At 63.3% G+C, this 24,827-nt stretch carries 26 protein-coding genes and 1 other RNA gene; 12 read left to right on the top strand and 15 right to left on the bottom strand.

Going from position 1 to position 24,827, the window contains the following annotated elements; genetic code table 11:
* Positions 1-59: 59 nt before the first annotated feature.
* Entirely contained in the window at positions 60-1,049 is a 990-nt protein-coding gene (locus ACOOFN_RS09840) for a P1 family peptidase (RefSeq protein WP_420430975.1), read from the bottom strand.
* A 32-nt stretch (positions 1,050-1,081) separates the two neighbouring features.
* On the opposite strand from ACOOFN_RS09840, the gene ggt reads away from it, so the two are divergent.
* On the top strand, positions 1,082-2,827 hold the full coding sequence (gene ggt, locus ACOOFN_RS09835) for a gamma-glutamyltransferase (protein ID WP_420430974.1): 1,746 nt from the start codon (positions 1,082-1,084) through the stop codon (positions 2,825-2,827).
* On the opposite strand, the gene ACOOFN_RS09830 is transcribed toward ggt, so the two are convergent.
* Complete coding sequence (locus ACOOFN_RS09830; protein ID WP_420430973.1) at positions 2,805-4,259, bottom strand: ATP-binding protein; 1,455 nt, start codon at positions 4,257-4,259, stop codon at positions 2,805-2,807. The genes ggt and ACOOFN_RS09830 overlap by 23 nt on opposite strands.
* A 130-nt stretch (positions 4,260-4,389) precedes the next feature.
* On the opposite strand from ACOOFN_RS09830, the gene rpmH reads away from it, so the two are divergent.
* From rpmH to ACOOFN_RS09785, 9 genes are read left to right on the top strand one after another with little or no spacing between them, the layout of a single operon-like run.
* A complete protein-coding gene (rpmH, locus tag ACOOFN_RS09825; RefSeq protein ID WP_236955547.1) occupies positions 4,390-4,524 on the top strand; it encodes a 50S ribosomal protein L34 in 135 nt (44 codons plus the stop codon).
* A 20-nt stretch (positions 4,525-4,544) separates the two neighbouring features.
* Positions 4,545-4,901, top strand: a complete 357-nt coding sequence (gene rnpA / locus ACOOFN_RS09820) for a ribonuclease P protein component (protein WP_420430972.1) — start codon at positions 4,545-4,547, stop codon at positions 4,899-4,901.
* Between the two features lie 21 nt (positions 4,902-4,922).
* Positions 4,923-6,686 carry a membrane protein insertase YidC gene (gene yidC, locus ACOOFN_RS09815; RefSeq protein WP_420430971.1) on the top strand — a complete coding sequence of 588 codons (1,764 nt, stop codon included), beginning with the start codon at positions 4,923-4,925 and terminating at the stop codon, positions 6,684-6,686.
* Between the two features lie 5 nt (positions 6,687-6,691).
* Positions 6,692-7,330, top strand: a complete 639-nt coding sequence (gene yihA / locus ACOOFN_RS09810; RefSeq protein ID WP_420430970.1) for a ribosome biogenesis GTP-binding protein YihA/YsxC — start codon at positions 6,692-6,694, stop codon at positions 7,328-7,330.
* Between the two features lie 9 nt (positions 7,331-7,339).
* Complete coding sequence (locus ACOOFN_RS09805) at positions 7,340-8,350, top strand: DUF1036 domain-containing protein (protein WP_420430969.1); 1,011 nt, start codon at positions 7,340-7,342, stop codon at positions 8,348-8,350.
* A complete protein-coding gene (locus tag ACOOFN_RS09800) occupies positions 8,347-9,042 on the top strand; it encodes a pyrimidine 5'-nucleotidase (RefSeq protein WP_420430968.1) in 696 nt (231 codons plus the stop codon). Before ACOOFN_RS09805 ends, ACOOFN_RS09800 begins: the two co-directional genes overlap by 4 nt.
* Entirely contained in the window at positions 9,039-9,866 is an 828-nt protein-coding gene (gene dapD, locus ACOOFN_RS09795) for a 2,3,4,5-tetrahydropyridine-2,6-dicarboxylate N-succinyltransferase (RefSeq protein WP_420430967.1), read from the top strand. The genes ACOOFN_RS09800 and dapD overlap by 4 nt, the downstream gene beginning before the upstream one ends.
* Positions 9,866-11,014 carry a succinyl-diaminopimelate desuccinylase gene (dapE, locus tag ACOOFN_RS09790; RefSeq protein WP_420430966.1) on the top strand — a complete coding sequence of 383 codons (1,149 nt, stop codon included), beginning with the start codon at positions 9,866-9,868 and terminating at the stop codon, positions 11,012-11,014. Before dapD ends, dapE begins: the two co-directional genes overlap by 1 nt.
* Positions 11,011-11,583, top strand: coding sequence for a hypothetical protein (locus ACOOFN_RS09785; RefSeq protein ID WP_420430965.1), 573 nt, complete (start codon positions 11,011-11,013; stop codon positions 11,581-11,583). The genes dapE and ACOOFN_RS09785 overlap by 4 nt, the downstream gene beginning before the upstream one ends.
* Here ACOOFN_RS09785 and truA read toward each other — a convergent pair.
* The 6 genes from truA to ACOOFN_RS09755 all read right to left on the bottom strand — a co-directional run bounded on the left by truA (position 11,580) and on the right by ACOOFN_RS09755 (position 16,455).
* Positions 11,580-12,323 carry a tRNA pseudouridine(38-40) synthase TruA gene (gene truA / locus ACOOFN_RS09780; protein WP_420430964.1) on the bottom strand — a complete coding sequence of 248 codons (744 nt, stop codon included), beginning with the start codon at positions 12,321-12,323 and terminating at the stop codon, positions 11,580-11,582. The two genes, ACOOFN_RS09785 and truA, sit on opposite strands and share 4 nt — an antisense overlap.
* Complete coding sequence (fmt, locus tag ACOOFN_RS09775; RefSeq protein WP_420430963.1) at positions 12,323-13,255, bottom strand: methionyl-tRNA formyltransferase; 933 nt, start codon at positions 13,253-13,255, stop codon at positions 12,323-12,325. Before fmt ends, truA begins: the two co-directional genes overlap by 1 nt.
* Before the next feature lie 48 nt (positions 13,256-13,303).
* Positions 13,304-13,888, bottom strand: coding sequence for a hypothetical protein (locus tag ACOOFN_RS09770; RefSeq protein WP_420430962.1), 585 nt, complete (start codon positions 13,886-13,888; stop codon positions 13,304-13,306).
* Positions 13,889-14,010: 122 nt separating this feature from the next.
* Positions 14,011-14,541 (bottom strand): GNAT family N-acetyltransferase, encoded by a 531-nt coding sequence (locus ACOOFN_RS09765; RefSeq protein ID WP_420430961.1) that lies wholly within the window; start codon positions 14,539-14,541, stop codon positions 14,011-14,013.
* Positions 14,538-15,062 carry a peptide deformylase gene (gene def / locus ACOOFN_RS09760; protein WP_420430960.1) on the bottom strand — a complete coding sequence of 175 codons (525 nt, stop codon included), beginning with the start codon at positions 15,060-15,062 and terminating at the stop codon, positions 14,538-14,540. Before def ends, ACOOFN_RS09765 begins: the two co-directional genes overlap by 4 nt.
* Positions 15,063-15,093: 31 nt before the next feature.
* The gene (locus tag ACOOFN_RS09755) at positions 15,094-16,455 is read right to left on the bottom strand and encodes a DNA recombination protein RmuC (protein ID WP_420430959.1); all 1,362 of its coding nucleotides are present in this window, start codon (positions 16,453-16,455) and stop codon (positions 15,094-15,096) included.
* 104 nt (positions 16,456-16,559) lie between these two features.
* Between ACOOFN_RS09755 and ACOOFN_RS09750 the strand changes: the two genes are divergently transcribed.
* The gene (locus ACOOFN_RS09750) at positions 16,560-17,690 is read left to right on the top strand and encodes a GNAT family N-acetyltransferase (protein WP_420430958.1); all 1,131 of its coding nucleotides are present in this window, start codon (positions 16,560-16,562) and stop codon (positions 17,688-17,690) included.
* A gap of 15 nt (positions 17,691-17,705) precedes the next feature.
* On the opposite strand, the gene recR is transcribed toward ACOOFN_RS09750, so the two are convergent.
* From recR to ACOOFN_RS09720, 6 genes are all read right to left on the bottom strand, one after another.
* Positions 17,706-18,311: a recombination mediator RecR gene (gene recR / locus ACOOFN_RS09745; RefSeq protein WP_420430957.1), complete on the bottom strand. Its 606-nt coding sequence runs from the start codon at positions 18,309-18,311 to the stop codon at positions 17,706-17,708.
* Between the two features lie 5 nt (positions 18,312-18,316).
* The gene (locus ACOOFN_RS09740; protein WP_420430956.1) at positions 18,317-18,640 is read right to left on the bottom strand and encodes a YbaB/EbfC family nucleoid-associated protein; all 324 of its coding nucleotides are present in this window, start codon (positions 18,638-18,640) and stop codon (positions 18,317-18,319) included.
* The gene (locus ACOOFN_RS09735) at positions 18,637-20,415 is read right to left on the bottom strand and encodes a DNA polymerase III subunit gamma/tau (RefSeq protein WP_420430955.1); all 1,779 of its coding nucleotides are present in this window, start codon (positions 20,413-20,415) and stop codon (positions 18,637-18,639) included. Before ACOOFN_RS09735 ends, ACOOFN_RS09740 begins: the two co-directional genes overlap by 4 nt.
* A 30-nt stretch (positions 20,416-20,445) precedes the next feature.
* Positions 20,446-20,543, bottom strand: an RNA gene (ffs, locus tag ACOOFN_RS09730) — signal recognition particle sRNA small type.
* 45 nt (positions 20,544-20,588) lie between these two features.
* Positions 20,589-22,157 carry a vWA domain-containing protein gene (locus tag ACOOFN_RS09725; protein WP_420430954.1) on the bottom strand — a complete coding sequence of 523 codons (1,569 nt, stop codon included), beginning with the start codon at positions 22,155-22,157 and terminating at the stop codon, positions 20,589-20,591.
* Positions 22,158-22,270: 113 nt separating this feature from the next.
* The gene (locus ACOOFN_RS09720; RefSeq protein ID WP_420430953.1) at positions 22,271-23,113 is read right to left on the bottom strand and encodes a diacylglycerol/lipid kinase family protein; all 843 of its coding nucleotides are present in this window, start codon (positions 23,111-23,113) and stop codon (positions 22,271-22,273) included.
* Between the two features lie 86 nt (positions 23,114-23,199).
* On the opposite strand from ACOOFN_RS09720, the gene nudC reads away from it, so the two are divergent.
* A complete protein-coding gene (gene nudC, locus ACOOFN_RS09715) occupies positions 23,200-24,123 on the top strand; it encodes an NAD(+) diphosphatase (protein ID WP_420430952.1) in 924 nt (307 codons plus the stop codon).
* A 54-nt stretch (positions 24,124-24,177) separates the two neighbouring features.
* Here the strand turns inward: nudC and ACOOFN_RS09710 are convergent, their stop codons facing one another.
* Positions 24,178-24,717, bottom strand: a complete 540-nt coding sequence (locus ACOOFN_RS09710) for a porin family protein (protein ID WP_420430951.1) — start codon at positions 24,715-24,717, stop codon at positions 24,178-24,180.
* Positions 24,718-24,827: the final 110 nt, after the last annotated feature.

Here is a 24,827-nt window from a genome sequence, read left to right as displayed (position 1 = left end):
TCCCCTCGCAGGCCCGAATTAGGCGGCATTTCGCACGATTGTGCAAGCGCGAACCGCTTCTAGGCGGTTGATTCTCCGGACGCGTGCACGCCCTTGGCTATCGCGCGGGCCACGCAATCCGCAGCCAGCGTTCCCAGACGCGCCAGCGTGAAAGCAGCAGGATCTGCCAGCGCATTCGATCCAGTCGCGAGTGCAAATACCGCATCTCCGTCGAGCGGCGTGAAAACGGGGCGGATCGCGCGCGCAAAGCCGGCAGCGGCCATTTGCGCAAGCTGCTTGCAATCGGCCGCGGACAAAGCCGCGTCCGTAGCGACCGCTGCGATCGTCGTGTTGGTACCGGGGGCCGGATTGAATTTCGCGGCGCCCCAGTCCTCGGCGTCAAAGCGTGCACCGGATGGCATCCCGCGCCCGCCGAACTCGCCGTCAATCTCGTAAGGCGCGGCCCAGTAGGCATTGCTGCCCGGCACCTGGACCGAGCCGAAACAATTGACCGCGACGATCGCGCCGACGGTGTAGCCATCATTGGTCACGATACTTGCTGTCCCCAGCCCGCCCGGCAGCGTGCCGGCACTGGCGCCGAAGCCCGCCCCTGCCCGGCCCTCCGCCACATCCCTGCCGACCGATTCAAACGCTTTCCGGCCCAGTTCGGCATAAGGAGGAACTTCCCCCCAGGCCTTGTCGCCCCCATTGGCCAGATCATAGAGGATCGCGGCCGGGACCACCGGCGATACCGGGATCTCCGGATCGGGAAACAATTCGAACCCGCGGCGCCTTGCCCCCAGCATGCCGGCGACGCCGTCCGCCGCCGCCAACCCATAGGACGACCCGCCGGAAAGCACGATCGCGTCCACCGCATCGACCAGAGTGTGCGGTTGAATTGCATCGGTTTCCCGCGTCCCCGGCCCGCCCCCGCGCACATCCACACCGCAAGCCGCGCGATGGTCCGGCACGATCACAGTGACGCCGGTTCGCACCTTGGCATTGTCCGCCTGGCCGACCCGGATTCCGGCGACATCAGTGATCGCATTTCTTGCTCCGGGCTTTGCCATGTTCGGGTCTTCCGCTGTTGTCCGAGCACGCTATGGTGCCACCCAAACCACCGGGAGCAAGTGCGTTGATCCGATTCCTGTCGCTTTCGCTGTTCGTTCTGGCAGCGGCTTGTTCCGGCCCGTCGGCAAATGGCCGGTCCGCTCAAGACAATGTTGCCGCCGAAACAGTTGCTGCGCCGCAAGTCATGGTCGCTGCGGCCAATCCGCATGCGACCGAGGCGGGGCTCGACGCCTTGCGCAATGGCGGCAATGCGATCGACGCTGCGATCGCCATCCAGACAACGCTGTCACTGGTAGAGCCGCAGTCCAGCGGCATCGGCGGGGGTGCGTTTCTGATCTACCACGACGCCGCCACCGGTGAGACCCGCGTCTATGACGGCCGCGAAACGGCACCGGCAGCCGTCGACGAAAACCATTGGATCGGCGCCGATGGCGAGCCACTGCCCTTTCTAACGGCCTGGACCTCCGGCCGCGCAGTCGGTGTGCCCGGCGTCATCGCCATGCTCGCGGAGGCGCATGATGATCACGGTGCCCGCAATTGGGCCGCGAATTTCGATTTCGCCACGGATCTCGCTGATAACGGGTTCGCCGTCAGCCCCCGCCTCCAGGGTTTCATGGTCCGCGTAAATCGCATGCGCGACGTGTCCGAAACGCCCGCCATGCGGAATTATTTCTTTGACGCCGACGGCAACCCCTGGCCGGTCGGTCATGTCCTGCGAAATCCGGACTATGCGGAAACCTTGCGCCTCATCGCCGATGACTGGCGACATTTCTACGAAGGCCCGCTGGCTGAGGCCATCGTAGCGGCGGTTAATTCAGGCGCTTCACCCGGCAATATGACGCTGGACGATCTTGCGGGTTACGCGCCGGTCCTGCGTGAGCCGCTTTGCCGAGACTATCGCAGCTATGATATCTGTTCGGCACCACCGCCGGCCTCGGGCGGCGTCATCGTCAATCAGATCATGGGCATGCTCGCGAATTTCGACATGGCATCGACCGGGCCGGACTCGGTCGAAGGCTGGCGCCGTTTCATCGAAGCCAGCCGCCTCGCTTATGCCGACCGCGACGAATTCATCGCCGATCCGGCATTCGTCGACATCCCCGTCGAAGCCCTGTTATCGGACGAATACGTCACCGCACGGGCCGCGCTGATCGAACGCGAAACCGCACTGCCCAACGTCGCGGCGGGCGCTGCCGGTATGCCGGGCACAAGCCATTTCACGGTCGTCGATGCCGACGGCAACATCGTGTCCATGACAACGACAGTGGAATTCCTGTTCGGGTCCAACCGCATGGCCGGCGGTTTCTTCCTCAACAACCAGCTGACCGATTTCAATTTCCGGCCGCGAACTGCCGAAGGCGAACTGACGGCCAATGCGCCGGCCGGCGGCAAGCGGCCACGTTCTTCGCTCTCACCCACCATTGTATTCGATCAGGACGGCGAATTCGTCTTGACCACCGGATCGCCCGGCGGCGCATCGATCATCGCCTATACGGCCAAGACACTGGTGGGCATGCTAGACTGGGGCCTGGCGCCGCAAGACGCCATCGAGCTGCCTAATGTGGTCGGCCGCGGCAATGTCGTGCGGCTGGAAGACACTTTCCCGGCGGACATCGCTTCGGGTCTCGAAGCCATAGGCTTCACGCTGGACGCCAATCGCTCGGAGAACTCCGGAATTCATATCATCCGCCGGTTGGACGATGGCACATTGACCGGCGGCGCTGATCCGCGGCGTGAGGGCACCGTGGGGACGCTTAGTCTGCCAAGGGAAGAGTAACCGAGAATACCGTTCCGCTCGGCCCGGTCCGGACCATCACGATATCACCGCCATGCGCCCGCGCCAGCTCGCGCGCGGTCGACAGGCCAAGCCCCGTACCCTCGCGCCGTGTTGACGACGTGAATGGCTGAAACAGGTGGTCCTGCGCGCGGGGCGGCAGGCCGGGCCCACCATCTTCAACCTCGATGGCCACGAACCCGCCCGCAACCGACCCGCGCACCGCCATGCGAATCTCGCAGGCCGAGGCCGTCATCGCCTGCAGCGCATTCCGGAACAGGTTGAGGAAAATTCGGTGCACGTGATCAGGATCGGCTTCAATCGAGAGTTCGTCGGCAATCTCGTTGGTCCATTTACCTTCGCCGCCGCTTTCGGTCGCCATCGCATCAGCCGCCGCCTCATCCAGGGCAACCCGCACATTGAGCCGCATGGTCTGCGGCGGGCTCTCCTCTGCCTTGCCGTACTGCAGCGTCGCCTCGGTCAGTCGGATCCCGCGTCCGACGGCCCGCACCATGCGCGCGCCCATCTTGCGCACGCGCTCGTCCTCGAACGAGACCAGCCGGTCTGACACCAGCTGCGCCGAGGCCAGCACATTGCGCAGATCGTGATTGATCTTCGAGACCGCTGCACCGAGCGCAGCCAGCCGCTCTCTCTGCTTCAGGGCGGAACGGACATCCTCCTGCATTTCGGCCAGGGCGCGCTGGGCCTGGCCGATCTCGTCGCGGCGGTTCTCCGGCACGATGCCGCGCCGCGGATCGAGCGGGTCCTTCTGGAACCGCGCCATCGCGGCGGCGAGCCGCCGCATCGGACGCACGAAGGCATAGAGCAGGGTGACGTAGAGCAGCGCCCCGGTGACCACGGCAATGAAAAAGGACAATTGGAACAGGCCGGCGGAGTAGGCGATCAGGTCTTCGCGCAATGCCGGCTCCGGCACAATCACGTCGATAATGTCTTCGGGGCGCGCCTGCGGATTGGCAATGATGCGGATATATCGCTCCTCGGTGATCGCGAAGGTGCGCGCCGCTGCGGATATCCGGAACAGCCAGTCTTCATTGCGCAGGTCCGCCTCGACCAGTGGTGCATCGATCGGCCCGCCATAGAGCACAAGCTCGTTCCGGCCTTCGGTCACCCGCGCCACTGCCACCGCATCCGACGCCTCTAAAAGCTCGCTGACTTCCATGTCGCCCAGCGTACCGCCGCGCGCGACGTCGGCTGCCAGCGCGGCAATAAAGGCGGTCTCTGCCTGGTCCGACAGCCAGTTGGTACGGAATTGCGCGGCCAGCGGCAGGAAGATCAGAAGCTGGGCCAACATGACAAAGGCGAGCGTGAACAGCAGCAATCGTCCGGGCAGGCTCTCGAAAACGGCCCGGCAGGCATCGACCGCAGCCTGTCGGAGACGCTGCGTCGTTCGGGGGGAAGGCGGCGTATCTGTCATAACCCTCGTGACTCAGCCGATAGCCCACCCCGGCCTGCTGAACAAGCAAGGCTTATGCCCTTGACGCCCCGTAATCACTGGCGTATGGACCGCGCCTCTTGAGATTTGCCCATCCAATGGAGCGCGTGCAGTGAAACGTACTTTTCAACCGTCAAAGCTGGTCCGTAAACGTCGGCACGGCTTCCGCGCGCGGATGGCGACCAAAGCCGGCCGTCAGGTTCTGGCCCGTCGCCGCGCCAAAGGCCGCAAGCGGCTGTCAGCCTGATCGCTAAAAACGATACCGGAATGAAGATATCCCGCCTGCGTGTCAGGCGGGATTTTCTGTATGTGGCCCAGGGCCGCAAGGCGGTCCGCACCGGCGTCGTCATCCAGGCACGCGACGGCCGCTGCCCGCAAGACGAGATCCGCGTCGGCTTTACCGCTACCCGCAAGATCGGCGGTGCCGTGACCCGCAATCGTGCCAAGCGCCGTCTGAAAGAAGCCGCCAGGCTGCTATTACCCCTCCACGGGCAGGCCGGGAATGACTATGTCTTCATCGCCCGGGCCGCGACAGCCGGCCGCGACTGGCCGCAACTGCTTGACGATGTGACGCTGGCACTGCAAACCCTCGCCCGCCCGGCTTCGGGCGAAACGACAGACTAGAGCCGATCGGAACACCCCATCATGGGCGAAAATCGCAACATCCTCCTGGCCATTCTCATCTCCGCGGCCATCCTCATCCCTTACCAGATCTTCGTGATCAGCCCGATGCAGGAACGCCAGCGCGCCGAGCAGGTCGCCGAACAGGCTGCCTCCATCCAGACCGAGCTCGCCGGAGCTGCTGCCGAATCTGCCGAAGCGGCGACCGTGCCGCCTGTGGTCGATCAACGCATCGAGATCGCCAGCGAAGCCGTCACCGGATCACTGTCGCTGACCGGCACGCGGATCGATGAGCTCCGCCTGGAGCGCTATGACACCGATGTCGACGATCCCACACCGGTGGAATTCCTGCGCCGCCGCGATGGCGAACATGCTTTTTACGCAGAGGATGGCTGGCAGGCGCTCGGCGACGGACCGTCGGATGCACCGGGCTTCAATACCAGCTGGACACTCGTCGAGGGCGACCGGCTGACACCGGAAACGCCGATTGTGCTGGAATATCGCGGCTCGGACGGCCTCGTCTTTCGCCGCACGATCTCGCTCGATAGCGATTACATGTTCACCTATGCCGACGTGATCGAGAACACGTCCGGTTCCACGGCAAACCTGTCGCGCTATGCGCGCGTGCGCCGCGACGGCGAACCGCCGGCGCCGTGGGCGCCTTTCTTCATCCTGCACGAAGGTCCGATCGGCGTCGTTGGCACCACACTGATCGACGACAAATACCGTTCCCTTGATCCCGGCGATGAAGAATCCGAGAGCGGCACCGGCGGCTGGATGGGCATTACCGACAAGTACTGGATGGCGGCGGTCATTCCCGACCAGGAGCTGGAAATTACCGGCGAATACAGCCTGATCGGTCGCCAGGGCCCGGACACTTACCAGTCGGGATATGTGACCCAACCGATCGAGCTCGCCCCCGGCGCCACACTCGAAACCTCGGCCCGCATATTCGCTGGTGCCAAGCGCGTCGACCTCTTGCAAGCCTATGAGGAAGACCTCGGCATTTCACGCTTCGACATGGCCGTCGACTGGGGCATGTTCTGGTTCCTGACCCGGCCCTATTTCTGGCTTTTGCATACGCTGTCGGGCTTCCTCGGTGGTATCGGCTTCGCCATCCTCGCCGTAACCGTGCTGGTGAAGCTGCTCTTCTTCCCGCTCGCCAATCGCGCCTATGTCTCAATGGCGAAGATGAAAAACCTGCAGCCGAAAATGCAGGAAATCCGCGAGAAATATTCCGAGGACAAGCAGAAGCAGCAACAGGAGATCATCGCGCTCTACCAGCGAGAAAAGGTCAATCCGCTCGCCGGCTGTTTGCCGATCCTGTTCCAGATCCCGGTCTTTTACGCGCTCTACAAGACGCTTTTCGTGACTCTGGAAATGCGCCACCAACCCTTCCCGGGCTGGATCGAGGACCTGTCCGCTCCGGATCCGACAAATGTCTGGAACCTGTTCGGCCTCTTGCCGTATGACCCGTCCAATGTGTGGCTGATCGGCGGTGCGCTTGGCATCGGCGCCTGGCCCATCATCATGGGCCTCACCATGTGGGCCCAGCAATCGCTCAACCCGCCGCCGCCGGACAAGATGCAGCAGCGCATCTTTGCCTTCCTGCCGCTGGTCTTCACTTTCATCCTGGCGCCGTTCGCGGTCGGCCTCGTGATCTACTGGGCGTGGAACAACTTCCTGTCAGTCGTGCAGCAATACATCATCATGCGCCGCCAGGGCGTCGAGACGCGGTTCGACACGTTGATCAAGAATCTGCGCAATCGTGGCGGGGAAACCAGCTGACGCCGATGTACGGCAATTCCGATACCGGGCGCGGCAACGCGCTGTTCGCCCGCCCCTGCGATTTCATGAAGGGCGCGGTCGATCTGGCGGGCCTGCCGCCGGCTGACCTTCCCGAAGTCGCCTTCTGGGGCCGGTCGAATGTCGGTAAGTCGAGCCTCATCAATGCGCTCACCAATCGCCGGCAATTGGCGCGGGCTTCGGGCGATCCCGGGCGTACGCGCGAACTCAATTTCTTCGATCTCGGCGGCCAAATTCGTCTTGTCGACCTGCCAGGCTATGGCTTTGCCAAGGCCCCCAAGAAAACAGCGCAGGTCTGGACCCGCTTGACGGAAGCCTTTCTCAAGGGCCGCCCGAACCTGAAACGGGTCTACCAGCTGGTGGATTCCCGCCACGGGCTGAAACAGATCGACACGCTGATGATGGACGGGCTGGACGAGGCCGCCGTCAGTTACCAGATCGTGCTGACCAAAGCCGACAAGCTGAAGCCGGGCCAGCTCGAAGCCGTAAAAACCGAAACCCTGCAGAAACTGTCCAAACGGCCGGCAGCATTCCCGGAAATCATCGCGACATCGGCCTCGAAGAAAACCGGGCTCGATGAATTGAGAAATGCGATTGCCGCATTCACGGCGGAGTTTTCGGGTTAGATTGCCGGCATGGTCTCGCGTCTTCTCCTGATTGCACTCCTGATCCTGCCAGCGGCGCCCGCGCGCGCTGCCGACATCTGCAACGAGACCAGCTTCATCATCGAATCAGCGCTCGGCTGGATCACCGAAAGGCGGGAGATCGCGGTCGAGGGCTGGACACGCGTGCGCCCCGGCGAATGTGTCGAGGCCGGCCCGACCATCGATCCCGACAGCGACCAGCCCCTGCTGTTCTATGCCCGGTCGACAGCCGCCTATTTGGGCGGCGTGCGCGAATGGGGCGGCCAGCTGGACCTCTGCGTCGGCGCTGCGGACTTCGCAGTGGAAGGTGTCACCGATTGTGAATCCCTGGGCCTCGGCCGGCGCGGTTTTGACGTGCTGCGCGGCGAGCATCGCCTGAGGACCGTTCTCGTCGAACCGCTCGATTTTGGCGACGATGCCCAGGAAGCGGGAATCCAGCGCCTGTTGCGCGATGCCGGTTATGACATCCGCTTTATTGATGGTGTCGAAGGCCGCCGGACATTCCGTGCGATCTCGGCTTTTGTGCAGGCGGAAGGATTGCCGCGCACACCGCCACGCCCCGAGCTGATCGACGCGCTGGAAGCCGCTGCGATCCGACGCAATGCCGAAGCCGGCCTGGTTGTCTGCAATGAAACCGAAGGCCGTATCGCGGTGGCGCTGGCAAGAGAGCGAAACGACGTCTGGGAGTCGCGCGGCTGGTGGCGCCTGGACGCCGGCGGGTGCGCCCGCGTCATTGCCGAACATCTTCATCTGGCCGACGCCTGGTTCTACGCCGAGCGAACGGGCGAGACCGAAGGCCGCCTGCAGAACGGTACGGAAAGCTTCTGTTATTCGCCCTCGCGCTTCGTCGCGGAGGGCCGCGCCGACTGTGCAGGGCGCGGCTATGCAGCGGCGCGTTTCCGGCAAATTCCAGAACCGGTCGACGGCACCAGCCGCGTCGCGTTGACGATTGGCGATTTTCGGCAGATCGAAAACACAGCACCCGAGGAGACAGAGCCTTGAGCGCGGACCTTTCACATGTCTCGACCTGGGTGTTCGATCTCGACAACACGCTTTACCCGTCGGATGCCGCCGTCATGTCGCAGGTCGACGCTAGGATGACCGATTATGTGTCCCGCCTGCTCGGCCTCGATCGCGAACAGGCGCGCAAGGTGCAGAAGGATTACTGGCGCGAATACGGCACAACCCTGAACGGCCTGATGGCCAACCGTCAGATACCCGACGGTCGTGCCTTTCTCGACTTCGTCCACGATGTCGATTTGAGCGTGGTGACGCCGGACCCGGCATTGGCGCAGCACATCAAGGACCTGCCAGGGCGCCGCTATGTATATACCAACGGCTCGCTGAAACATGCCGAGAATGTCTGCAACCGGCTCGGCATTGCCGACTGTTTCGACGACATGTTCGATGTCGAGGCTGCCGGCTTTCAGCCAAAGCCGCACATGGCCGGCTTCGACCGTTTTTCGAAGCGTTTCGCCATCACAGCCCCGGAAAGCGCCTTTTTCGAGGATTCGATCCGCAATCTGAAGACCGCCTATGATCTCGGCTGGACGACCATCCTGGTTCGCGCCCGGCCCGGACCACGCGACGAAGAAAGCGCCGGTCCCGATGAGCATCCCGATCACGTTCATTTTGCAGCCGATTGCCTCAAGACCTTCCTGTCCACCGCCCAGACGAAAGTCCCCGCCGCATGACCGATCTCACCCATCTCGAAACCGTCATCGACACTGCCTGGGATCGCCGCGACAGTTCCGACGCTCTCAATGCCGACATCGCCGATGCGGTGGCGCAGGCCGTCGCCCTGCTCGACAGCGGCAAGGCGCGCGTTGCCGAGAAGTCAGGTGATCAGTGGATCGTCAATCAATGGCTGAAGAAAGCCGTCCTCCTGTCCTTCCGCCTCAATCCCATGGTGCCGATCGCCGGCGGCATTGGCGGCGCCAAATGGTGGGACAAGGTGCCGTCGAAGTTCGAGGGCTGGGGTGAGGAAGAATTCAGGGCCGCCGGTTTCCGTGCCGTACCGCCCTGCGCCGTGCGCCGCGGAGCCTTCATCGCGCCGGGGGCGGTGCTGATGCCGTCCTATGTCAATATCGGCGCCTATGTCGGCGAAGGCGCAATGGTCGATACCTGGGCCAGCATCGGATCCTGCGCGCAGATCGGCAGAAATGTCCATGTCTCGGCCGGCGCCGGCATCGGGGGAGTGCTCGAACCCCTGCAGGCCAATCCGACCATAATCGAGGATGGGGCTTTCATCGGCGCCCGCTCCGAAGTCGTCGAGGGCGTGATCGTCCGCGAAGGTGCCGTGCTCGCCATGGGCGTGTTTATTTCCGGCTCGACCAAGATCGTCGACCGCGCCACCGGCAAGATCACCTATGGCGAAGTGCCGCCCTATGCGGTGGTTGCGCCCGGCACGCTCCCCGATCCCAAGGGCGGGCCGTCGCTGGCTTGCGCCGTCATCGTCAAGACGGTCGACGAGCGCACCCGCGCCAAGACAGGCATCAACGAATTGCTTCGCGATTGATGAACCACGCCAATCCCCTCCCACTTGCCCAGGCGCTGATCAGGGCGCCCTCGGTGACACCGGAAGACGCCGGCGTCATGGATGTGCTGCAGGACGCGCTCGAACGCATAGGCTTCACCGCGCGCCGCTATCCCTTCGGCGAGGTCGACAATCTCTACGCCCGCCGCGGCACAGAAGGCCCGGTGCTCGGCTTTGCCGGCCATGTCGATGTCGTGCCGCCCGGTGACGACGCGGCCTGGACCAAGGGACCGTTTGATGCCCGCATCGAGGACGGCGTGCTCTGGGGACGCGGCGCAGCGGACATGAAAGGCGCGCTGGCCGCCATGGTCGCCGCCGTCGAGCGCGTTCAGGCCGAGCACACGATTCCCGGTTCCATCGTCTTCCTGATCACCGGCGACGAGGAAGGCCCGGCCGTCAACGGGACGAAAAGACTGATGCAGGCCCTGCACGCGGAAGGCGAGCGTTTCGACCACGTACTCGTCGGCGAACCGACCAATCCGCATCGTATCGGCGAAACCATCAAGGTAGGCAGGCGGGGCAGCCTCAATGGCGTGATCCGCGTGATCGGCCGCCAGGGCCATGTCGCCTATCCCGAACGCGCCGAGAATCCGATTCCCAAGCTGATGGAATTGCTGGCTGAACTGCTTGAACGCAGGCTGGACGACGGCGCGCCGCATTTCCAGCCCAGCAATCTGGAAGTCACGTCCGTTGATGTCGGCAACAGGCCGCACAATGTAATCCCGGCCGAAGCCCGGGCGCAGTTCAACATTCGCTTCAATACATCGCACAAGGGTGACGAGTTGAAGCGCTGGATCGAAGACGAGGCCAAGGCGCTCAGCGTCGGCTTCCACGGTCGCATCGAACTCGATCTGACAGTGACGGGAGAAGCCTTCCTGTCGACGCCGGACCATTTCACCGAGGCGCTTAAATCTGCCGTCGCTGCGGAGACCGGCATGACCCCAGCGCTCAATACGGGCGGCGGTACATCGGATGCGCGCTTCATCAAGGATTATGCCCAGGTCGCCGAGTTCGGGCTCGTTGGCGCGACCATGCACCAAGTCGACGAGCGGGTGGACACAGCTGATATCGAGACCCTGACGCGGATATATGCGCGGCTGATCCGATCCTATTTCGGACTGGCCGAATGATCCGGCTGGTTGCAGAGGCCTGGGGCGGGCTGATCGCCGTCACGCGCGCCATCGCCTTTCGCGATGATTGGCAAGCGCCGCTTAATCTTTCCGCAGCCGGACTCATCCGCAGCTTTTCCGCTGCCCTGTTCACCCTGCCAATCTTCTGGTTCACCCTGCAGGGCGCGATGCGCCTGTCGGCCGATCTCGCCCCGGATGCAAGCATTACTTATGATGCGGGAGATTTCCTCGCTGACATGGGCCGCATCTGGCTGGCCTTTCCGTTGATTGCAGCGCTCCTCGTCCGGCTCGCCGGCGTCAAGCATCGCTATGTGCATTGGCTGGTCCTGCACAATTGGGCGGTGCTCTTCCTGTTTGCCTTCCAGGGCCTGATCTTTGTGCTTTTCCTCGCCGGGCTGGCGAACGCCGAGACGACGGCCTTCATCTACACGTTTGCCTATCTGTTTTTCCGTTTTTTCCTGCATGCGCGGATCGCAATGGTTGCCCTCGACCTGCCGGCCGGTCGCGGCATCGCGCTCGGCCTGATCCCGGTCTTTGCCGATTTCATGCTGATCCAGCTGCTCCGCTAGCCGGGATAATCGACGCGTTCGAGATAGAGCCCGCCGGCGGGCGCAACCGGCCCGCATCGCGATCGGTCGCGCGCCTTCAGCGCCTGCACCAGATCCGTCTCGGTCCACTTTCCACGACCGATCTCGACCAGTGAGCCGGTGATCGACCGTACCTGGCGGTGCAGGAAGGACAGGGCCGAACAGGTGATCTCGACCTCGTCGGCAACCCGGCGGACGGCAATCGCATCCAGGGTCTTCACCGGTGAATCCGCCTGGCACTGCGCATCCCGGAAGGTCGAGAAATCATGCGTTCCTACGAGGCGTTGCGCCGCCACGTGCATGGCATCGACATCCAGCTTCACCGGCACCCGCCAGACCTTTCCCTTGTCCAGCGTCAGCGGCGGCCGCCGGTCTATGATGCGGTAGATGTAATGCCGCTTCGTCGCCGAAAACCGGGCGTGGAAATCCTCGCTCACGCGCTTGGCGGCGAGCACTGCAATGAGGTCCGGTTTCAGGTGCTGATTGATCGCATCGCGTACCGTGTCGGTTCGCAAATCCTTTTCGAGATCGACATGGGCGACCTGGCCAAGCGCATGCACGCCGCTGTCGGTCCGGCCGGCACCGATCACCTCGACTGGCGCACCGTTCAGCTTGCCTGCCGCGCGTTCCAGGCTGCCCTGTATGCTGGGACCGTGGTCCTGCCACTGCCAGCCCATGAAGGCCGAGCCGTCATATTCCAGCGTCAGTTTGTAGCGCGGCATCAGTCCAGCACCGTGCCGGACGGCAGCTTGTTGCCGCGAAGAAAGGTTTCCGCGTCCATGGCCGCCCGGCCTTCACGCTGCAGCCGCGTCAGTCGGACCGCCCTCTCGCCGCACGCGATCAGCAGCGCGTCGTCAAGCGCGGTTCCCGGCTTTCCCTCTCCTTCATCGGCCTTGGCGAGATGGACTTTCACGCGCACCTTCCCCTTGCTGTGGGGGAGCTCGAACCACGCGCCGGGAAATGGCGACAGGCCACGGATCTGGTTGGCCACGGCATCGGCCGATTGCGACCAGTCGATCCGGACCTCGTCATTGGATATCTTCCGGGCGTAGGTCGCACCGTCTGCCTCCTGCGGCACGGCTTCGAGTGAGCCGCGCTCGAGGGCCGCGAGGGCGCGCGGCCACATCTGGGCGCCGGTGGCCATCAGCCGGTCATGCAGACTGCCCGCCGTATCGAAGGGGAAGATGCGGACGGTTTCCGACAGCAGGATCGGCCCGGTATCGAGCCTAGCCTCCATCTGCATGATCTGAACGCCGGTTTTTTCGTCGCCGGCCATGATCGCGCGCTGGATGGGTGCCGCACCGCGCCAGCGGGGCAGCAGCGAGGCATGGAGGTTGAGACAACCCAGGCGCGGCGCATCGAGCGCTGCCTGCGGCAGGATCTGGCCATAGGCGACAACGGCGGCGAGATCGAGTTCAAGCGCCGCAAAATCTGCCAGAACGTCGGGATCCCGGAAGCTCTCGGGTGTATGAACGCCAAGCCCCAGCGTCTCCGCCAGTTCATGTACCGGCGTCTTGCGCTCTTCCTTGCCGCGGCCGCGACGGCGCGGCGGCTGCGTGTAGACGCGCACGATGTCATGGCCGGCCGCGGCGATCTCGGCGAGCGACGCGGCAGCGAAGTCGGGTGTGCCCATGAAGGCGAGGCGCAAGGTCATGCCGGCGTTTCTGCCGATCACGCCGCAAAGATCAAGCCTCGGCGGCGGTCAGTCCTCGAACCCCCACGGCGGAGGCGGCGCGCTGACCGGTTCCGACAGGTCAAACGCGGCGCGGAAAGTCCGGTCCGGCCGATCGAGCCCGTAGGTGAAGGACTCGCTGTCGATTTCCATCAGCCAGACATTCTGCGCCGAGGCTTCGATGCCCTCGCGCACGAACAGGTCGCGGCTGAATGCGTCAGCCGGGAATTCGATGCGGGTCGCGGTTACCGTGGAACTGTCACCGCCATATTGCGTGAGAACGTCCTCGCTTCCGTCTTCGTGTCGGTGATCGTGTTTCAGCCGGAAGCCGTCATCGGTCCGGGTCACGACCCAGGTGCGCGAGCGATCTTCGCCGACGTGAAGCGGAATACGGATTTCATCCGCCGAGCATTCGCGCACATGCATGACCAGCGTCTGCGACGCCCAATCGGCATCGCGTGGATCGTCGCTCGTCACGCGGCCCTCGAAAGCCTGGCCGCAATAGGTCTGCAGCGTGTCGAACAGGGTGGCGGGCTCCGCACGCTGATCCCTGGCCGAGCACCCTGCCATCCCGGCAACAAGGAGTGATGCGGAAATCCCTGCCCGCCAAATCATTCTGGATCGTCCGGTCATCATCGCCCCTTCGTATAATCCCTGTGAAACAGTCCTGAAGTGTGCCCTCACGGCGCCGTCATGGGTCGGCGTTGTAGAAACTGTGAGCACGTTACAGCTGGCCGTCAATTCGCCTGACCCGCTGCCCAGGCGTCGCGCCGCAATTCCATCACCAGGCAGTGATCGTCATCGAACCAGCGCTCGCCGACATCGACAAAGCCGAGCCGGCGGTAAAAGCGGATCGCCTTTTCGTTGATCACCAACGGATCGATCAGGATGTTCGTGATCGTCGGATCGGAGAAGCACCGCTCGATCGCTTCCCGCATCATGACCGTGCCATAGCCGCGCCCAAGATCCGTCTCCTCACCGATCCAGATGTCGATCGCCCGCTGGTTGGGCGCGCACTTGCCCCAGTAATGACTTGCCTCCCGGTGCGGATCGATGATCTGCACGACGCCGATCCGCCGACCGCTTGCCTCGCCGATCCAGATTTCCTGCCAGTCATCCAGCCGTGCGATCTCGGCCGGCCAGTCCTCGCGCGCCTCTGCCGGCAAAGGCGTGTCCGGATCATGACCGGTACACCATTTCACATGGGGTTTCTCATCCCAGGCCGCGAGCGTGGCGACATCATCCGCCCGCGCACGGCGGAGGATCATGCCGCGTCCTGATCGCGCTGTTTGACCAGCTTTTTGACCTTCTGCACCGCGCGCTGACGCTTCAGGCGCGAGAGATGATCGATGAACAGGACGCCTTCGAGATGGTCCATCTCGTGCTGGATACACACGGCGAACATGCCTTCGGCAATCTCTGTCTGCGGTTTGCCGTCATAATCGAGATAGTCGACCTGGATCCGGTCCGGCCGTTCGACCTCGTCGAAATAGGTTGGAACCGACAGGCAGCCTTCCTCGTAGGGCAGCAAATTGTCGGACGGTTTCGACAGCACCGGATTGACGAAATAGCGCGGATTACGTTCGCCCTTGCCCCAGTCGAGGTCCATGACGATGACGCGTTTCGGCACGCCGACCTGGATCGCCGCGAGGCCGATCCCGTCGGCCGCATACATGGAATCCAGCATGTCATCCATCAGGTTGCGGAGGTCCTCGTCGACACTGGCGACGGGCTCCGAGACCTTTTTAAGGATCGGATCAGGAACGGTGAGTATCTCGCGAACAGCCATATGGCATAGGTATGCGAGCCGAGCGCGCGGTTCAAGACTTGTCGTTGTCCGGACCGTCAATGGCGGCCCGTTCGTCACCGTCATCGGCGGCATCCAGCAGATCGGCCGGCAGCGACTTCTTGGTCTGGGCACCGAGTGCCTTGAGCATTTCCGTTTGCCGAATGACATTTCCCCGGCCCGATGAAAGACGCCCCTTGGCCGTAGCCCAGGCATCCTGCGCTTGGTCCAGTCGTTTACCGACGCCATCAAGTTCCTCGACGAAGCCTACCAGCTTGTCATAGAGCTGCCCCGCCCTGTCAGCGATCTCACGAGCATTCTGGTTCTGGCGGTCGATGGTCCACAGATTCTGAACCGTTCGCATCGCCATCATCAGATTGGTCGGTGTGGCAATCATGATGTCGCGTTCCCAAGCAAATCCGGCCAGATCCGGATCGCTCTGGAATGCCAGGCTGGCTGCACCTTCCAGCGGAATGAACATCAAAGTGAAACTGACGCCCTCATAGAGCTTGGGATAGTCTTTCTCATGCAAGCTTTTTATGTGGGCACGAATGGATGCAAGGTGCTGCTTCAGAGCAGCATCGCGGTCGTCTTCGGCTTCTGCGTTTACGCAGTTTTCGAAAGCTTTCAGGCTGACTTTGGAATCGATGACCAATCGCTGATTGCCCGGCATGTCGACGACTACATCGGGACGAAGCCGCGCTCCTTCGGAATCGGTTTCGCTTTGTTGGGTATGGAATTCCTGTCCCTCGCGGAGGCCGGCCTTCTCCAGAATGCTGGTCAGGATTAACTCGCCCCAATCGCCCTGCATTTTGGACGACGAACGAAGGGCGTTCGCCAGATTGGTAGCGTCTTCCGACATTTGTCGCGCATCCTTGTGAAGGATCTGCACCATGCGATCGAGCGAAGAGGTTTGCTCCACCCTCTTTTCTGAATCGTCCTCGACCTTTTTCTTGAAATCCTTCAATTGCTCGCGAAGCGGGTTCAGCATCAGGTCCAGCGATTCCTTGCTGCTCTTGCTCAACTCCTCACCGCTGGATTTCAGAATTTCGCTCGCCGTGGCCTTGAAGGTCTCCGTCAACTGCTCGCGAGCGGCCTGCAATTCCTTGATGCGCTCGGCATGGTGTTTTTCGGCAGACTTCAGTTCGCTTTCCAACGCGGCCTGTTTGGCTTCGGCGGCGGAACGCGCCTTGGCAGCTTCCTCGCGTTCCGTTTCGGCCTCCCGCAGGTCGATTTCGAGACGGTCTACGATCGCAGCCTTGTCCCGGAGGCTTGTAAGACTGTTTTCCAGCTTCCGCTTCTCGCGCGCGGACGACAACCAAAGAAGAAAAATGACCAGCGTCACGATAGGCGAACCAACGATCAGCGCTGTTTCAAGGGTCAGGGTCTCAGGCATCGAATCATCCATTTACGAATTTCGGGCAGTGTAGAACCCTTCAAAGGCAAGCCAAACCGGCCCTGTTCTTGCATTCTCGCCAGAGGCGAAACGGGAGTGACCATATGCACGTGGAGAGCGTGTCGATACGGGACCTGACCGACGGTCAGCGAGACCAGTGGCGCCGATGGGCGTGCCGGGACGGCCAACCCGTCAGCCCCTACCTGCTGCCCGAATTCGCGGACATCGTGAACCGGGTCCGCGACGATCTCCGCATTGCCGTGATTTTCGAGCAAGACGAGACAACCGGGTTCTTCGCCTATCACGCCGGCGGCAATGGTATCAGGCCCGCCGCTGCGCCCATGTCGGACTATCAGGGCGTCATCGCACGCCCCGGCACCCGAATCTGCCAGCGGGCGTTCCTTTCCGCGCTGGGCGCCAGCAGTCTGCCGTTCGAGAACTGGTGGAGCGGCTCGGCCTGCCCGGCACCGCACAAGCGCGAGCGCGACGGTTCAGCGGTCGTCGATCTCACAAACGGTCCCGAGGTTTATTTCGCGGGCCGCAGGGCCGCACATAAATCCCAGTTCAAGAAGATGGACCGCCGTCGCCGCAACGCCGAGCGCGATTTCGGCCCGGTCCGTCTGCAAGCGGGTGATCCGGACGGCTCGCTGTTCAGCATACTCGCCGACTGGAAATCCAGGCAGTACGCCGAAACCGGCAAGCTCGACGTGTTCGCTGTTGGCTGGGCGCGGCAATTGCTGGAGCATCTCAACGGGCTCGACGATCCGGCGTTTCGCGGCGAGATTTATGCGCTCTGGTTCGGCGACGAGCTGGCCGCGATAGAATTCGGTTTGCGCGCCGGTGACGTCTATCACTCATGGTTCCCGGCTTATGACGTGCGCTTTGCAAAAGTGTCGCCCGGCCTCCTCCTGCTGCACGAGATTTTCAACGCCGCGCCGCAGAACGGCCTGACGCGGGTCGATCTCGGTCGCGGTGGCGCGCATTACAAGACGTATTACGCCTCCTATGAAGTGCCGCTCGATTGCGGCCGCTTCATCGCACCGGGCCTGGCCGGTGTCGGCCTGCGCAGCTGGGATCTGGTTGAAGCGGCCGCCGGCTACCTTCCCGGCAAAATCGGAGAACTGCCCGCCCGCGCGCGCCGCCGCTGGTCACAGGTGAGCGCCTTCGAACCGCAGATCGGGCCGCGGCTCGCGACTTTCGCCAAGGGTTTCGTGAACCTGCCCGGTGCTGCCTGATCCGGCGATAACCCGCTAGGTCGGCCGCCGCGACTTGAACGCTGCTGCCAGCGTGCCGTCATCAAGATAGTCGAGTTCGCCGCCAACCGGCACACCCCGCGCCAGGCTGGTGATCGACACCTCCAGCGGTTCGAGCCGATCGGACAGGTAATGCGCCGTCGTCTGACCGTCGACAGTCGCATTGAGCGCCAGCACCACCTCCTTGATCTCGGGCGCCGCGGCGCGGTCGAGTAGCCGGCCGATATTGAGGTCGTCGGGCCGCACGCCGTCGAGCGGCGACAACACGCCGCCCAGCACGTGGTAACGCCCCTTGAACGCCGCCGCCCGCTCGAGCGCCCAGATGTCACCCACAGTCTCGACAACACAGATCACCGACGGGTCTCGCCCCGGAGCGGCGCAGATCGCGCACGGATCCGACACATCCAGATTGCCGCAGGTCGAGCAGGCGGAAATCTTGTCGGCCGCATTCGACAACGCCTCGGCCAGCGGACCCATCAGGGCTTCCCGCTTTTTCAGCAGGTGCAGCGCCACACGCCGCGCCGAACGCGGCCCCAGCCCTGGCAATTTTGCCAAAAGCTGGATCAAGCGCTCGATTTCGGGTCCGGCAGAGTGCGTCGACACCGAGACTATCCCGGAAAGGAAAAGCCGGGCGGCATCGGCATGCCGCCGGCCGCGTCTTTCATCACGCGCGCCTGGACCTCTTCCGCCTTGCGCCGGGCATCGGCATGTGCCGCATTGATGAGGTCTTCGACGACTTCCTTTTCGCTCGCTACCAGAATGCTCGGATCGAGCTCGATCGATTTCATGTCGCCCTTGGCAGACAGCGTCACCCGCACGAGACCGGCACCGGATTCCCCGATGGCCTCCTCCTGGTCGAGCTGTTCCTGCGCCTCCTGCATCCGCTTCTGCAGTTCCTGCGCCTGCTTCATCAGTCCCATCAGGTCTTTCATGTCTGGCCTTTCGCGCTCGTCGGCGTCTCGTCCTCGGCCTCTGGCTTGGTCGGTTTCGTCACCGATACAATCTCGGCCCCGGGGAATAAATGCAGTGCCCTAGCCACCGCCGGATCCCGCGCCACGCGCTCGAGATGCTCACGCTCTTCGCGCTTCTGGCGCTCGCGCAGCGTCTCCCCGCCGCGCGAGTCATGGGTTGGCATCACGGCCCAGGTCGATCCCGTGCGGTCCTGCAGCCACTTGGCCAGCCGCTGCGCCAAATCGGGCGGCGCATGTTCAGCCGGCTCGAACACGATCTTGCCTGGCTTGAACGAGATCGGCCGCACGAAACGCATCAGATCAGAGCGCAGATGCGCATCGGCGCGCTCCGCCATCGCCTCATACAGATCGTCGAGCGATTGCGGCGAATTTTCCAACGGGGCGGATGGCTCGGCAGGCGAGGTTTCGGCTCGCGCGACCTGTGCCGGTTTCGCAGGCGCGGCCTCGGCTTGCGCGACAGGTGCGGGCTCCGGCTGCGGCGCCGGATCAGGCTTTGGGGCGGAAGGGGCGGCCTCCCCGCCCTCGCGCAACATTTTCGCCGCATCTTCGGGCGAAGGCAGCGATACGGCAGAGCCGAGGCGCAGCAGCGTCATCTCGGCCGCCGTCAACGGATCCGGCGCCCGGCGCACATCCTCGAGCCCTGTCAGCAGGATCTTCCAGAGCCGCGTCAGCTGCGCGATCGACAGATTGTCAGCCAGCGCCGCCAGCCGCGCCACGGTTTCCTTGGCTTCCGCCAGATCCGTTTCCGGTCCTGCCGCCTTTATCCGCGTGACCGCGTGCACATAGTCGAGACAATCGCGCGTGATGATGGCGGGCTCACCACCGGAATCATACAGCGACGCGATCTCCGACAGCGCCTTGGCGTGGTCGCCGGACAACGCCGCTTCCAGCAGGTCGAGCACGCGTGCCCGGTCCGCCAGGCCGAGCATGTCGCGAACCTGTAGCGCGCTCACAGGTCCCGCTTCGCCCTGGACGATGGCCTGGTCGAGCAGGGACAGCGCGTCGCGCACCGATCCCTCGGCAGCGCGGGCAATCAGCGCCAACCCGTCGGTCTCGATATCGGCGCCTTCCTTCTTGGCGATATTCGCCAGATGGCCGGTCAGCACATCGCGATCGACACGTTTGAGGTCGAATCGCTGGCAACGCGACAGCACTGTCACCGGAACCTTGCGGATCTCGGTCGTCGCGAAGATGAATTTCACATGCGGCGGCGGCTCTTCCAGCGTTTTCAAAAGCGCGTTGAAGGCCGAGTTCGACAGCATGTGCACTTCGTCGATCACGTAGACCTTGTAGCGCGCCGAGACCGGCGCATAGCGCACGCCTTCGAGAATTTCGCGGATGTCGCCAACCCCGGTGCGCGAGGCGGCGTCCATTTCCATCACGTCGACATGATTGCCCTTCTGGATCGCCTCGCAATGCGCGCCTGGCGGATCCAGCTTGATGGACGGCTCGTCGACCTTGTCGGTGAGATAGTTGAGCGCACGGGCAATCAGCCGCGCTGTCGTGGTCTTGCCGACCCCGCGCACACCGGTCAGCATGTAGGCATGCGCGATGCGGCCAGTTTTGAAGGCATTGGTGAGCGTTCTCACCATGGCTTCCTGGCCGATCAGATCCTCGAAACGTGTGGGACGGTATTTGCGCGCCAGCACCTGGTAGCCGGCGTTATCCTCCGGAAGATCGAGCCCCAGAGACGGTCCCGGATCGGTGTCCGTCATCTGTTCGGGCGTGTCGTCCATAACACCTTGTCTGGGCTGATTCCGGAGTTAGGTGGAAGACCGGACAGCGACCCGGAGCAAAACTCGTTACGGCTGCTTCCTTCCGGACCTGACCGGGTTGGCGAGGCGTCCGTCCGCGCCGATCTTCCACCCCCAATATCGGCTTTTAGACTGCGCTCCGCAAGGGCACGGAGTCAGCGTTCGCTGATGGCGATCGAATAGTGGCTGTGACGCGAGGCCAGCCGTGGTTCGGACGTCGACACTTCGATCAGAACCGGCGCATCTGTCTCGATCGCGAAACTGTGGCCACCCGGCTCCGGGCGTTCGCGCTGCAGGCGGCGGCCGGTCTCGGCATCGAACACCCGGATCCCGAAGCGCATGTCGGCGTTTTCGAGCGACACTTCGACATCGACCGGCCCATCGGTCTCGACCCGCCAGAGATCACTGAGATCGTCATGGCCGACGAGACCCGTGCCGGTCTCGCCGGGCGCCAACGCGGGATAGTCCCCGTCGCGCTCGGAATCCGCATCGCCGGCGCCATTGTCGGCGGCGTCCTCGATCGCGATCTCGAAAAGCGAAAGCGGCGTGGTCCGGTCGTAATTGTCACCAACACCGATGATGAACCCGTCCCCTGTCGTATCGACATAATAACCGGTCAGGCTCTCGCCCGGGAGGCTGCGTTCCCGCGGAAATCCGGACCCCGCGCGCTCACCCTGCGGATCGAGCAGACGGATCGTCATGGCGCCAAGAGTGGCGGCGGATTCGACCGCTTCGTCATCCTCCCCGACATAGGCATAGCTTTGCAGAAGACCGCGGACGACGCCCATTTCGCCCTCCTGCGTATCGACCCGGTAGAACCGGTATTCGCCGCGCGGTAGCAATTCGCCGATCGTGTAAATGCCCGGTTCGAGCGGTACCGCCGTCTCTGGCGTCAGCCCGCCCTGCACAGGGTTTTCGCAACGGATCAACTCGCGTTCCGACCGACTCACCGTCATGCCTGACACTTCGCGCATCGCCTCGGCAAGCGCCTCGCCATCCGGTGCATTGATGTAGCGGCCACCGGCCGCTTCCGCGACGGCACGCAATTGCGCGGCCTGTTCGGTATCGAGGTCGAAGCCGACAACGTAAGCCGACACATTGATGTCGCGGCCGCGAATGGCTTCGGCCATGGCGACAGGATCGCCGTCACAGGTCTCTTCACCGTCGGACAGGAGCACGATCAGCCGTTCGCGCGCCTCTTCTGTCATCAGATCGTCCGCAGCCGCTTCCAGGCTGGCCGCTATCGGTGTGTAGCCATAGGGAGACAGCCCGCTCGCCGCCGTTCGCAATTCGGTCAGATTGCCGGAGACAAACCCGGTCAGCTGCACGGTATTCGGACAGGAAGCTGCCGCCGTGTGCTCAACGCTGGAATCAAAGCCGTAAGCCCGGAGCGAGGCCGTGATGTCGGCCTCTTCGATCACGTCGAGCGCATTGATGAAAGCGCTGCGCGCCACTTCCATCTTGGTGTCATTGCCGGCCGAGGCGCCCATCGACCCCGAAGCATCGAGAATGAACTGGACAGCGATTCCGCCGTCACCTTCGGGCGCGACATCTTCGCTGCCTTCGAAGGACACGCCGCGGACCACTTCAAGAATGCGTTGCTGGATGATGTCGAAGGCGGGACAGGCGTCGATACCGTGATCGACGGGGGTGACGCTGGTCTGCGCACTGGCCACTGCTGCTATCCCGAGACAACACGCGCTCGCACCGATAATGACTTTCATTCTGGGCCTCCCCTGACGCGAGGAGTCTAGCACGGATTCGCCTGTCAGGTCCGCCGCAATCGTCTAGCGCGCGCCGGCGCTGCGTCCCCAGCGGGCATTCCAGCCACGCTCGTCTACATGTACGAAAGGTCCGTGCGCCGAATTCGCGCCGTATTCCCCGAGCCCGCCATGCAGGTGGCTGTGAGCGGGGTCCTGCAGCAGGCGATCGACAAGATCGTAGAGCGCGGCTGCATCGCGCCGGTCGAGCACACCATCGGCATTGAGATCGTCCATGATCCCGTCGCCATCGCCACGCTGCCGGCCAGGTCGGCGACAGTCCGCAAGCGACCGCCCCGAACCGTGAAACATCCGTCTTTCACAAGGGAATCAGGACAGCTGACATAAAGGGCAGTAGCTCGTCTCGGCGCCTGGTCATCGTACAGGTTGGCGTAGAACTGGCCGCGGAAGAAGGAACGAAACCCGGCTGCCAGATAGGCCGGAATGCGGCGGATGCGGCGCCAGCCGCGATCGCTCCGCATGTCCTCACGCAGCCGGGCAAAGGATGGCGAAACACCGATCGCAGCAGCTACCGCGAACGTTTTGCCATTCGCTCGCCCCAGTTCCAGCGGCTTGGTCACGGCCGTGCGGGCATTTTCTAGCACGGCATCGAGATCGATCGTCGCGTGCACATGTCGCGCAAGCAGGTTTGCCGTCCCGCAAGGCAGAATCAGGACTGGCGGCGTTTCCGTGTCGGCACAGGCATTGAGTACCTCCATGGCCGTGCCATCGCCGCCGGCGATCGCGATCGCGTCGGTGGCAGTCATCTGGGCCGGGTCAATGGCGCCGCTCGTGACGTCGGTTTCGCCTGAAAGGCTCCAGCCGGCCGTCTCAATCGACGCTCGCAGGGCGTCCATTGTCAGACCGCGCACAAAGGCGCCGGATGCGGCATTGAAGGCGAGGTGTAGTTTGTTACGCATCAACGCCACTCACTCCTTATTGGACGGTTTACCTGACCGAAAGCCTGTCTCATACCTGCCAGCCAAGCCCAGTCCACGAGGAACGCATGAACCATTTGCCGCCGCTGGCCTTCTGCCTGTCACCGCTGGATCGCGCCGAGGATATTCGTCGCGATAAGGCCGGCCTCGCGGCACTCATGCAACAGGACGCTGCTGCAGCCATATTGTTCATGAAAGGCAATCCGGCGCTAGCAGCAGACAGCGGTCTTTTGCGCTGGCCGCTGGCGAAAGCGCTTTCCCTTCCACAGGCCGACGCGCCGATTCTGCTCGGCTTGGAAGACGGCGCGCCGCTTTACGCCGTCGATCTCGATCCCGCCATGTCGCCGCCAGCGGATGTGGAATTCACCGATACGCGCATGGCTGCGATGCAGTTGCCGATGTCCGATACCGGGATCCTGGCGCAGGCGCGTTCCTTGATCGAATGGCGGCGGAAACACCGATTCTGTGCCAATTGCGGTGCACCGACCCAGCAGATCGAGGCCGGCCGCAAGCGGGCCTGCTCGGGCTGCGGCAGCGAGCATTTCCCGCGCGTTGATCCGGTCGCGATCATGCTTGTGGTCAAGGATGACTGGTGTCTGCTCGGCCGCCAGGAAGGATGGCCGCCGCGAATGTGGTCGGCGCTCGCCGGCTTCATGGAGCCGGGCGAGACGATCGCCCAGGCGGCAGCCCGCGAAGTCTACGAGGAATCCGGTATCACGGCCGATCCGGCGTCCGCGCAAATGATCGCTGATCAGCCCTGGCCGTTCGCATCCTCGCTGATGCTTGGCCTCATCATCGAGGCGGTCACCGTCGACATCACGGTGGATCCGCACGAAATAGAGGATGCGCGCTGGTTCTCCAGGGACGAGGTACGCGCCATGCTCGACGGCACGCACCCCGAAGTGGATGTCCCGCCGAAAATCGCCATTGCCCGGCGGCTTCTGGAGGCCTGGGGCGGTCAGGAGGCGGAAGCAGGCCCAACAATAAAATGACCGCGCTGGTCACAGCGCGGCCAAATTCATGCATCTAAATCTGCGGAGCCCGGCCTAGCGGGTCGCGCCGAAGCGCCGGACGTAGGAAATACCGAAAACATCGGCATCCGAATCGTCCAGTTCGTGGCGGGTGTATTCCGCGCGGAAGCCATTGCGTCCGTCGAAGAAATATTCGCCACCCACGCCATAGGCGAAACCGTCGGCATCATCCGTGAACGACACGCCGGTGCTGGACGCTTCCACGTCCGCCGTGGTGTAGCCCAGGCGGGCAAACAGATTGGCGTTGTCCGAAACCGGCAGACGGGCCACGCCGAACAGGCTGGCCGCGTGGTTCAGCTCAACGTCGACCGGCGTGCCGCCGATCAGAATCGTGTCGTCGTTGACGCCAAAATCGAGTTGGCCTTCAACGCCGAGATAGTCGGTGAACTCATAGCCGCCGCGGAGCGTCACCGCGCCGAGATCGACATCAGCTCCACCATCGGAAACGTCGAAGGTCGAGTAACCGCCGCCAAGCGTGAAATCGCCCTGACCGGCAAACGACGCGGTAGCCGCAACGGCGGCTAGAGCCGTGGCGGAAACAAGTGTGCGCAACATGATAGATACCTTTCGTTGGGGGGACAAAGGTTATGACAAAGCAGCCAGATCCGGCTGCGGATACACAAGTGAGAACGCCGGCAAGTATCTTCAAGCCCTTGTTTTCACGC

Source organism: Hyphobacterium sp. (assembly GCF_965217055.1).
Lineage (GTDB): Bacteria > Pseudomonadota > Alphaproteobacteria > Caulobacterales > Maricaulaceae > Hyphobacterium.
This window is presented reverse-complemented; position numbering and strand designations above follow the sequence as displayed.

Coding starts and splice junctions, on each gene's coding strand:
- ACOOFN_RS09840 (WP_420430975.1), bottom strand. CDS start 1,049: ATGGCAAAGCCCGGAGCAAGAAATGCGATCACTGATGTCGCCGGAATC.
- ggt (WP_420430974.1), top strand. CDS start 1,082: ATGGTGCCACCCAAACCACCGGGAGCAAGTGCGTTGATCCGATTCCTG.
- ACOOFN_RS09830 (WP_420430973.1), bottom strand. CDS start 4,259: ATGACAGATACGCCGCCTTCCCCCCGAACGACGCAGCGTCTCCGACAG.
- rnpA (WP_420430972.1), top strand. CDS start 4,545: ATGAAGATATCCCGCCTGCGTGTCAGGCGGGATTTTCTGTATGTGGCC.
- yidC (WP_420430971.1), top strand. CDS start 4,923: ATGGGCGAAAATCGCAACATCCTCCTGGCCATTCTCATCTCCGCGGCC.
- yihA (WP_420430970.1), top strand. CDS start 6,692: ATGTACGGCAATTCCGATACCGGGCGCGGCAACGCGCTGTTCGCCCGC.
- ACOOFN_RS09805 (WP_420430969.1), top strand. CDS start 7,340: ATGGTCTCGCGTCTTCTCCTGATTGCACTCCTGATCCTGCCAGCGGCG.
- dapD (WP_420430967.1), top strand. CDS start 9,039: ATGACCGATCTCACCCATCTCGAAACCGTCATCGACACTGCCTGGGAT.
- dapE (WP_420430966.1), top strand. CDS start 9,866: ATGAACCACGCCAATCCCCTCCCACTTGCCCAGGCGCTGATCAGGGCG.
- ACOOFN_RS09785 (WP_420430965.1), top strand. CDS start 11,011: ATGATCCGGCTGGTTGCAGAGGCCTGGGGCGGGCTGATCGCCGTCACG.
- truA (WP_420430964.1), bottom strand. CDS start 12,323: ATGCCGCGCTACAAACTGACGCTGGAATATGACGGCTCGGCCTTCATG.
- fmt (WP_420430963.1), bottom strand. CDS start 13,255: ATGACCTTGCGCCTCGCCTTCATGGGCACACCCGACTTCGCTGCCGCG.
- ACOOFN_RS09770 (WP_420430962.1), bottom strand. CDS start 13,888: ATGATTTGGCGGGCAGGGATTTCCGCATCACTCCTTGTTGCCGGGATG.
- ACOOFN_RS09765 (WP_420430961.1), bottom strand. CDS start 14,541: ATGATCCTCCGCCGTGCGCGGGCGGATGATGTCGCCACGCTCGCGGCC.
- def (WP_420430960.1), bottom strand. CDS start 15,062: ATGGCTGTTCGCGAGATACTCACCGTTCCTGATCCGATCCTTAAAAAG.
- ACOOFN_RS09755 (WP_420430959.1), bottom strand. CDS start 16,455: ATGCCTGAGACCCTGACCCTTGAAACAGCGCTGATCGTTGGTTCGCCT.
- ACOOFN_RS09750 (WP_420430958.1), top strand. CDS start 16,560: ATGCACGTGGAGAGCGTGTCGATACGGGACCTGACCGACGGTCAGCGA.
- ACOOFN_RS09740 (WP_420430956.1), bottom strand. CDS start 18,640: ATGAAAGACCTGATGGGACTGATGAAGCAGGCGCAGGAACTGCAGAAG.
- ACOOFN_RS09735 (WP_420430955.1), bottom strand. CDS start 20,415: ATGGACGACACGCCCGAACAGATGACGGACACCGATCCGGGACCGTCT.
- ACOOFN_RS09725 (WP_420430954.1), bottom strand. CDS start 22,157: ATGAAAGTCATTATCGGTGCGAGCGCGTGTTGTCTCGGGATAGCAGCA.
- ACOOFN_RS09720 (WP_420430953.1), bottom strand. CDS start 23,113: ATGCGTAACAAACTACACCTCGCCTTCAATGCCGCATCCGGCGCCTTT.
- nudC (WP_420430952.1), top strand. CDS start 23,200: ATGAACCATTTGCCGCCGCTGGCCTTCTGCCTGTCACCGCTGGATCGC.
- ACOOFN_RS09710 (WP_420430951.1), bottom strand. CDS start 24,717: ATGTTGCGCACACTTGTTTCCGCCACGGCTCTAGCCGCCGTTGCGGCT.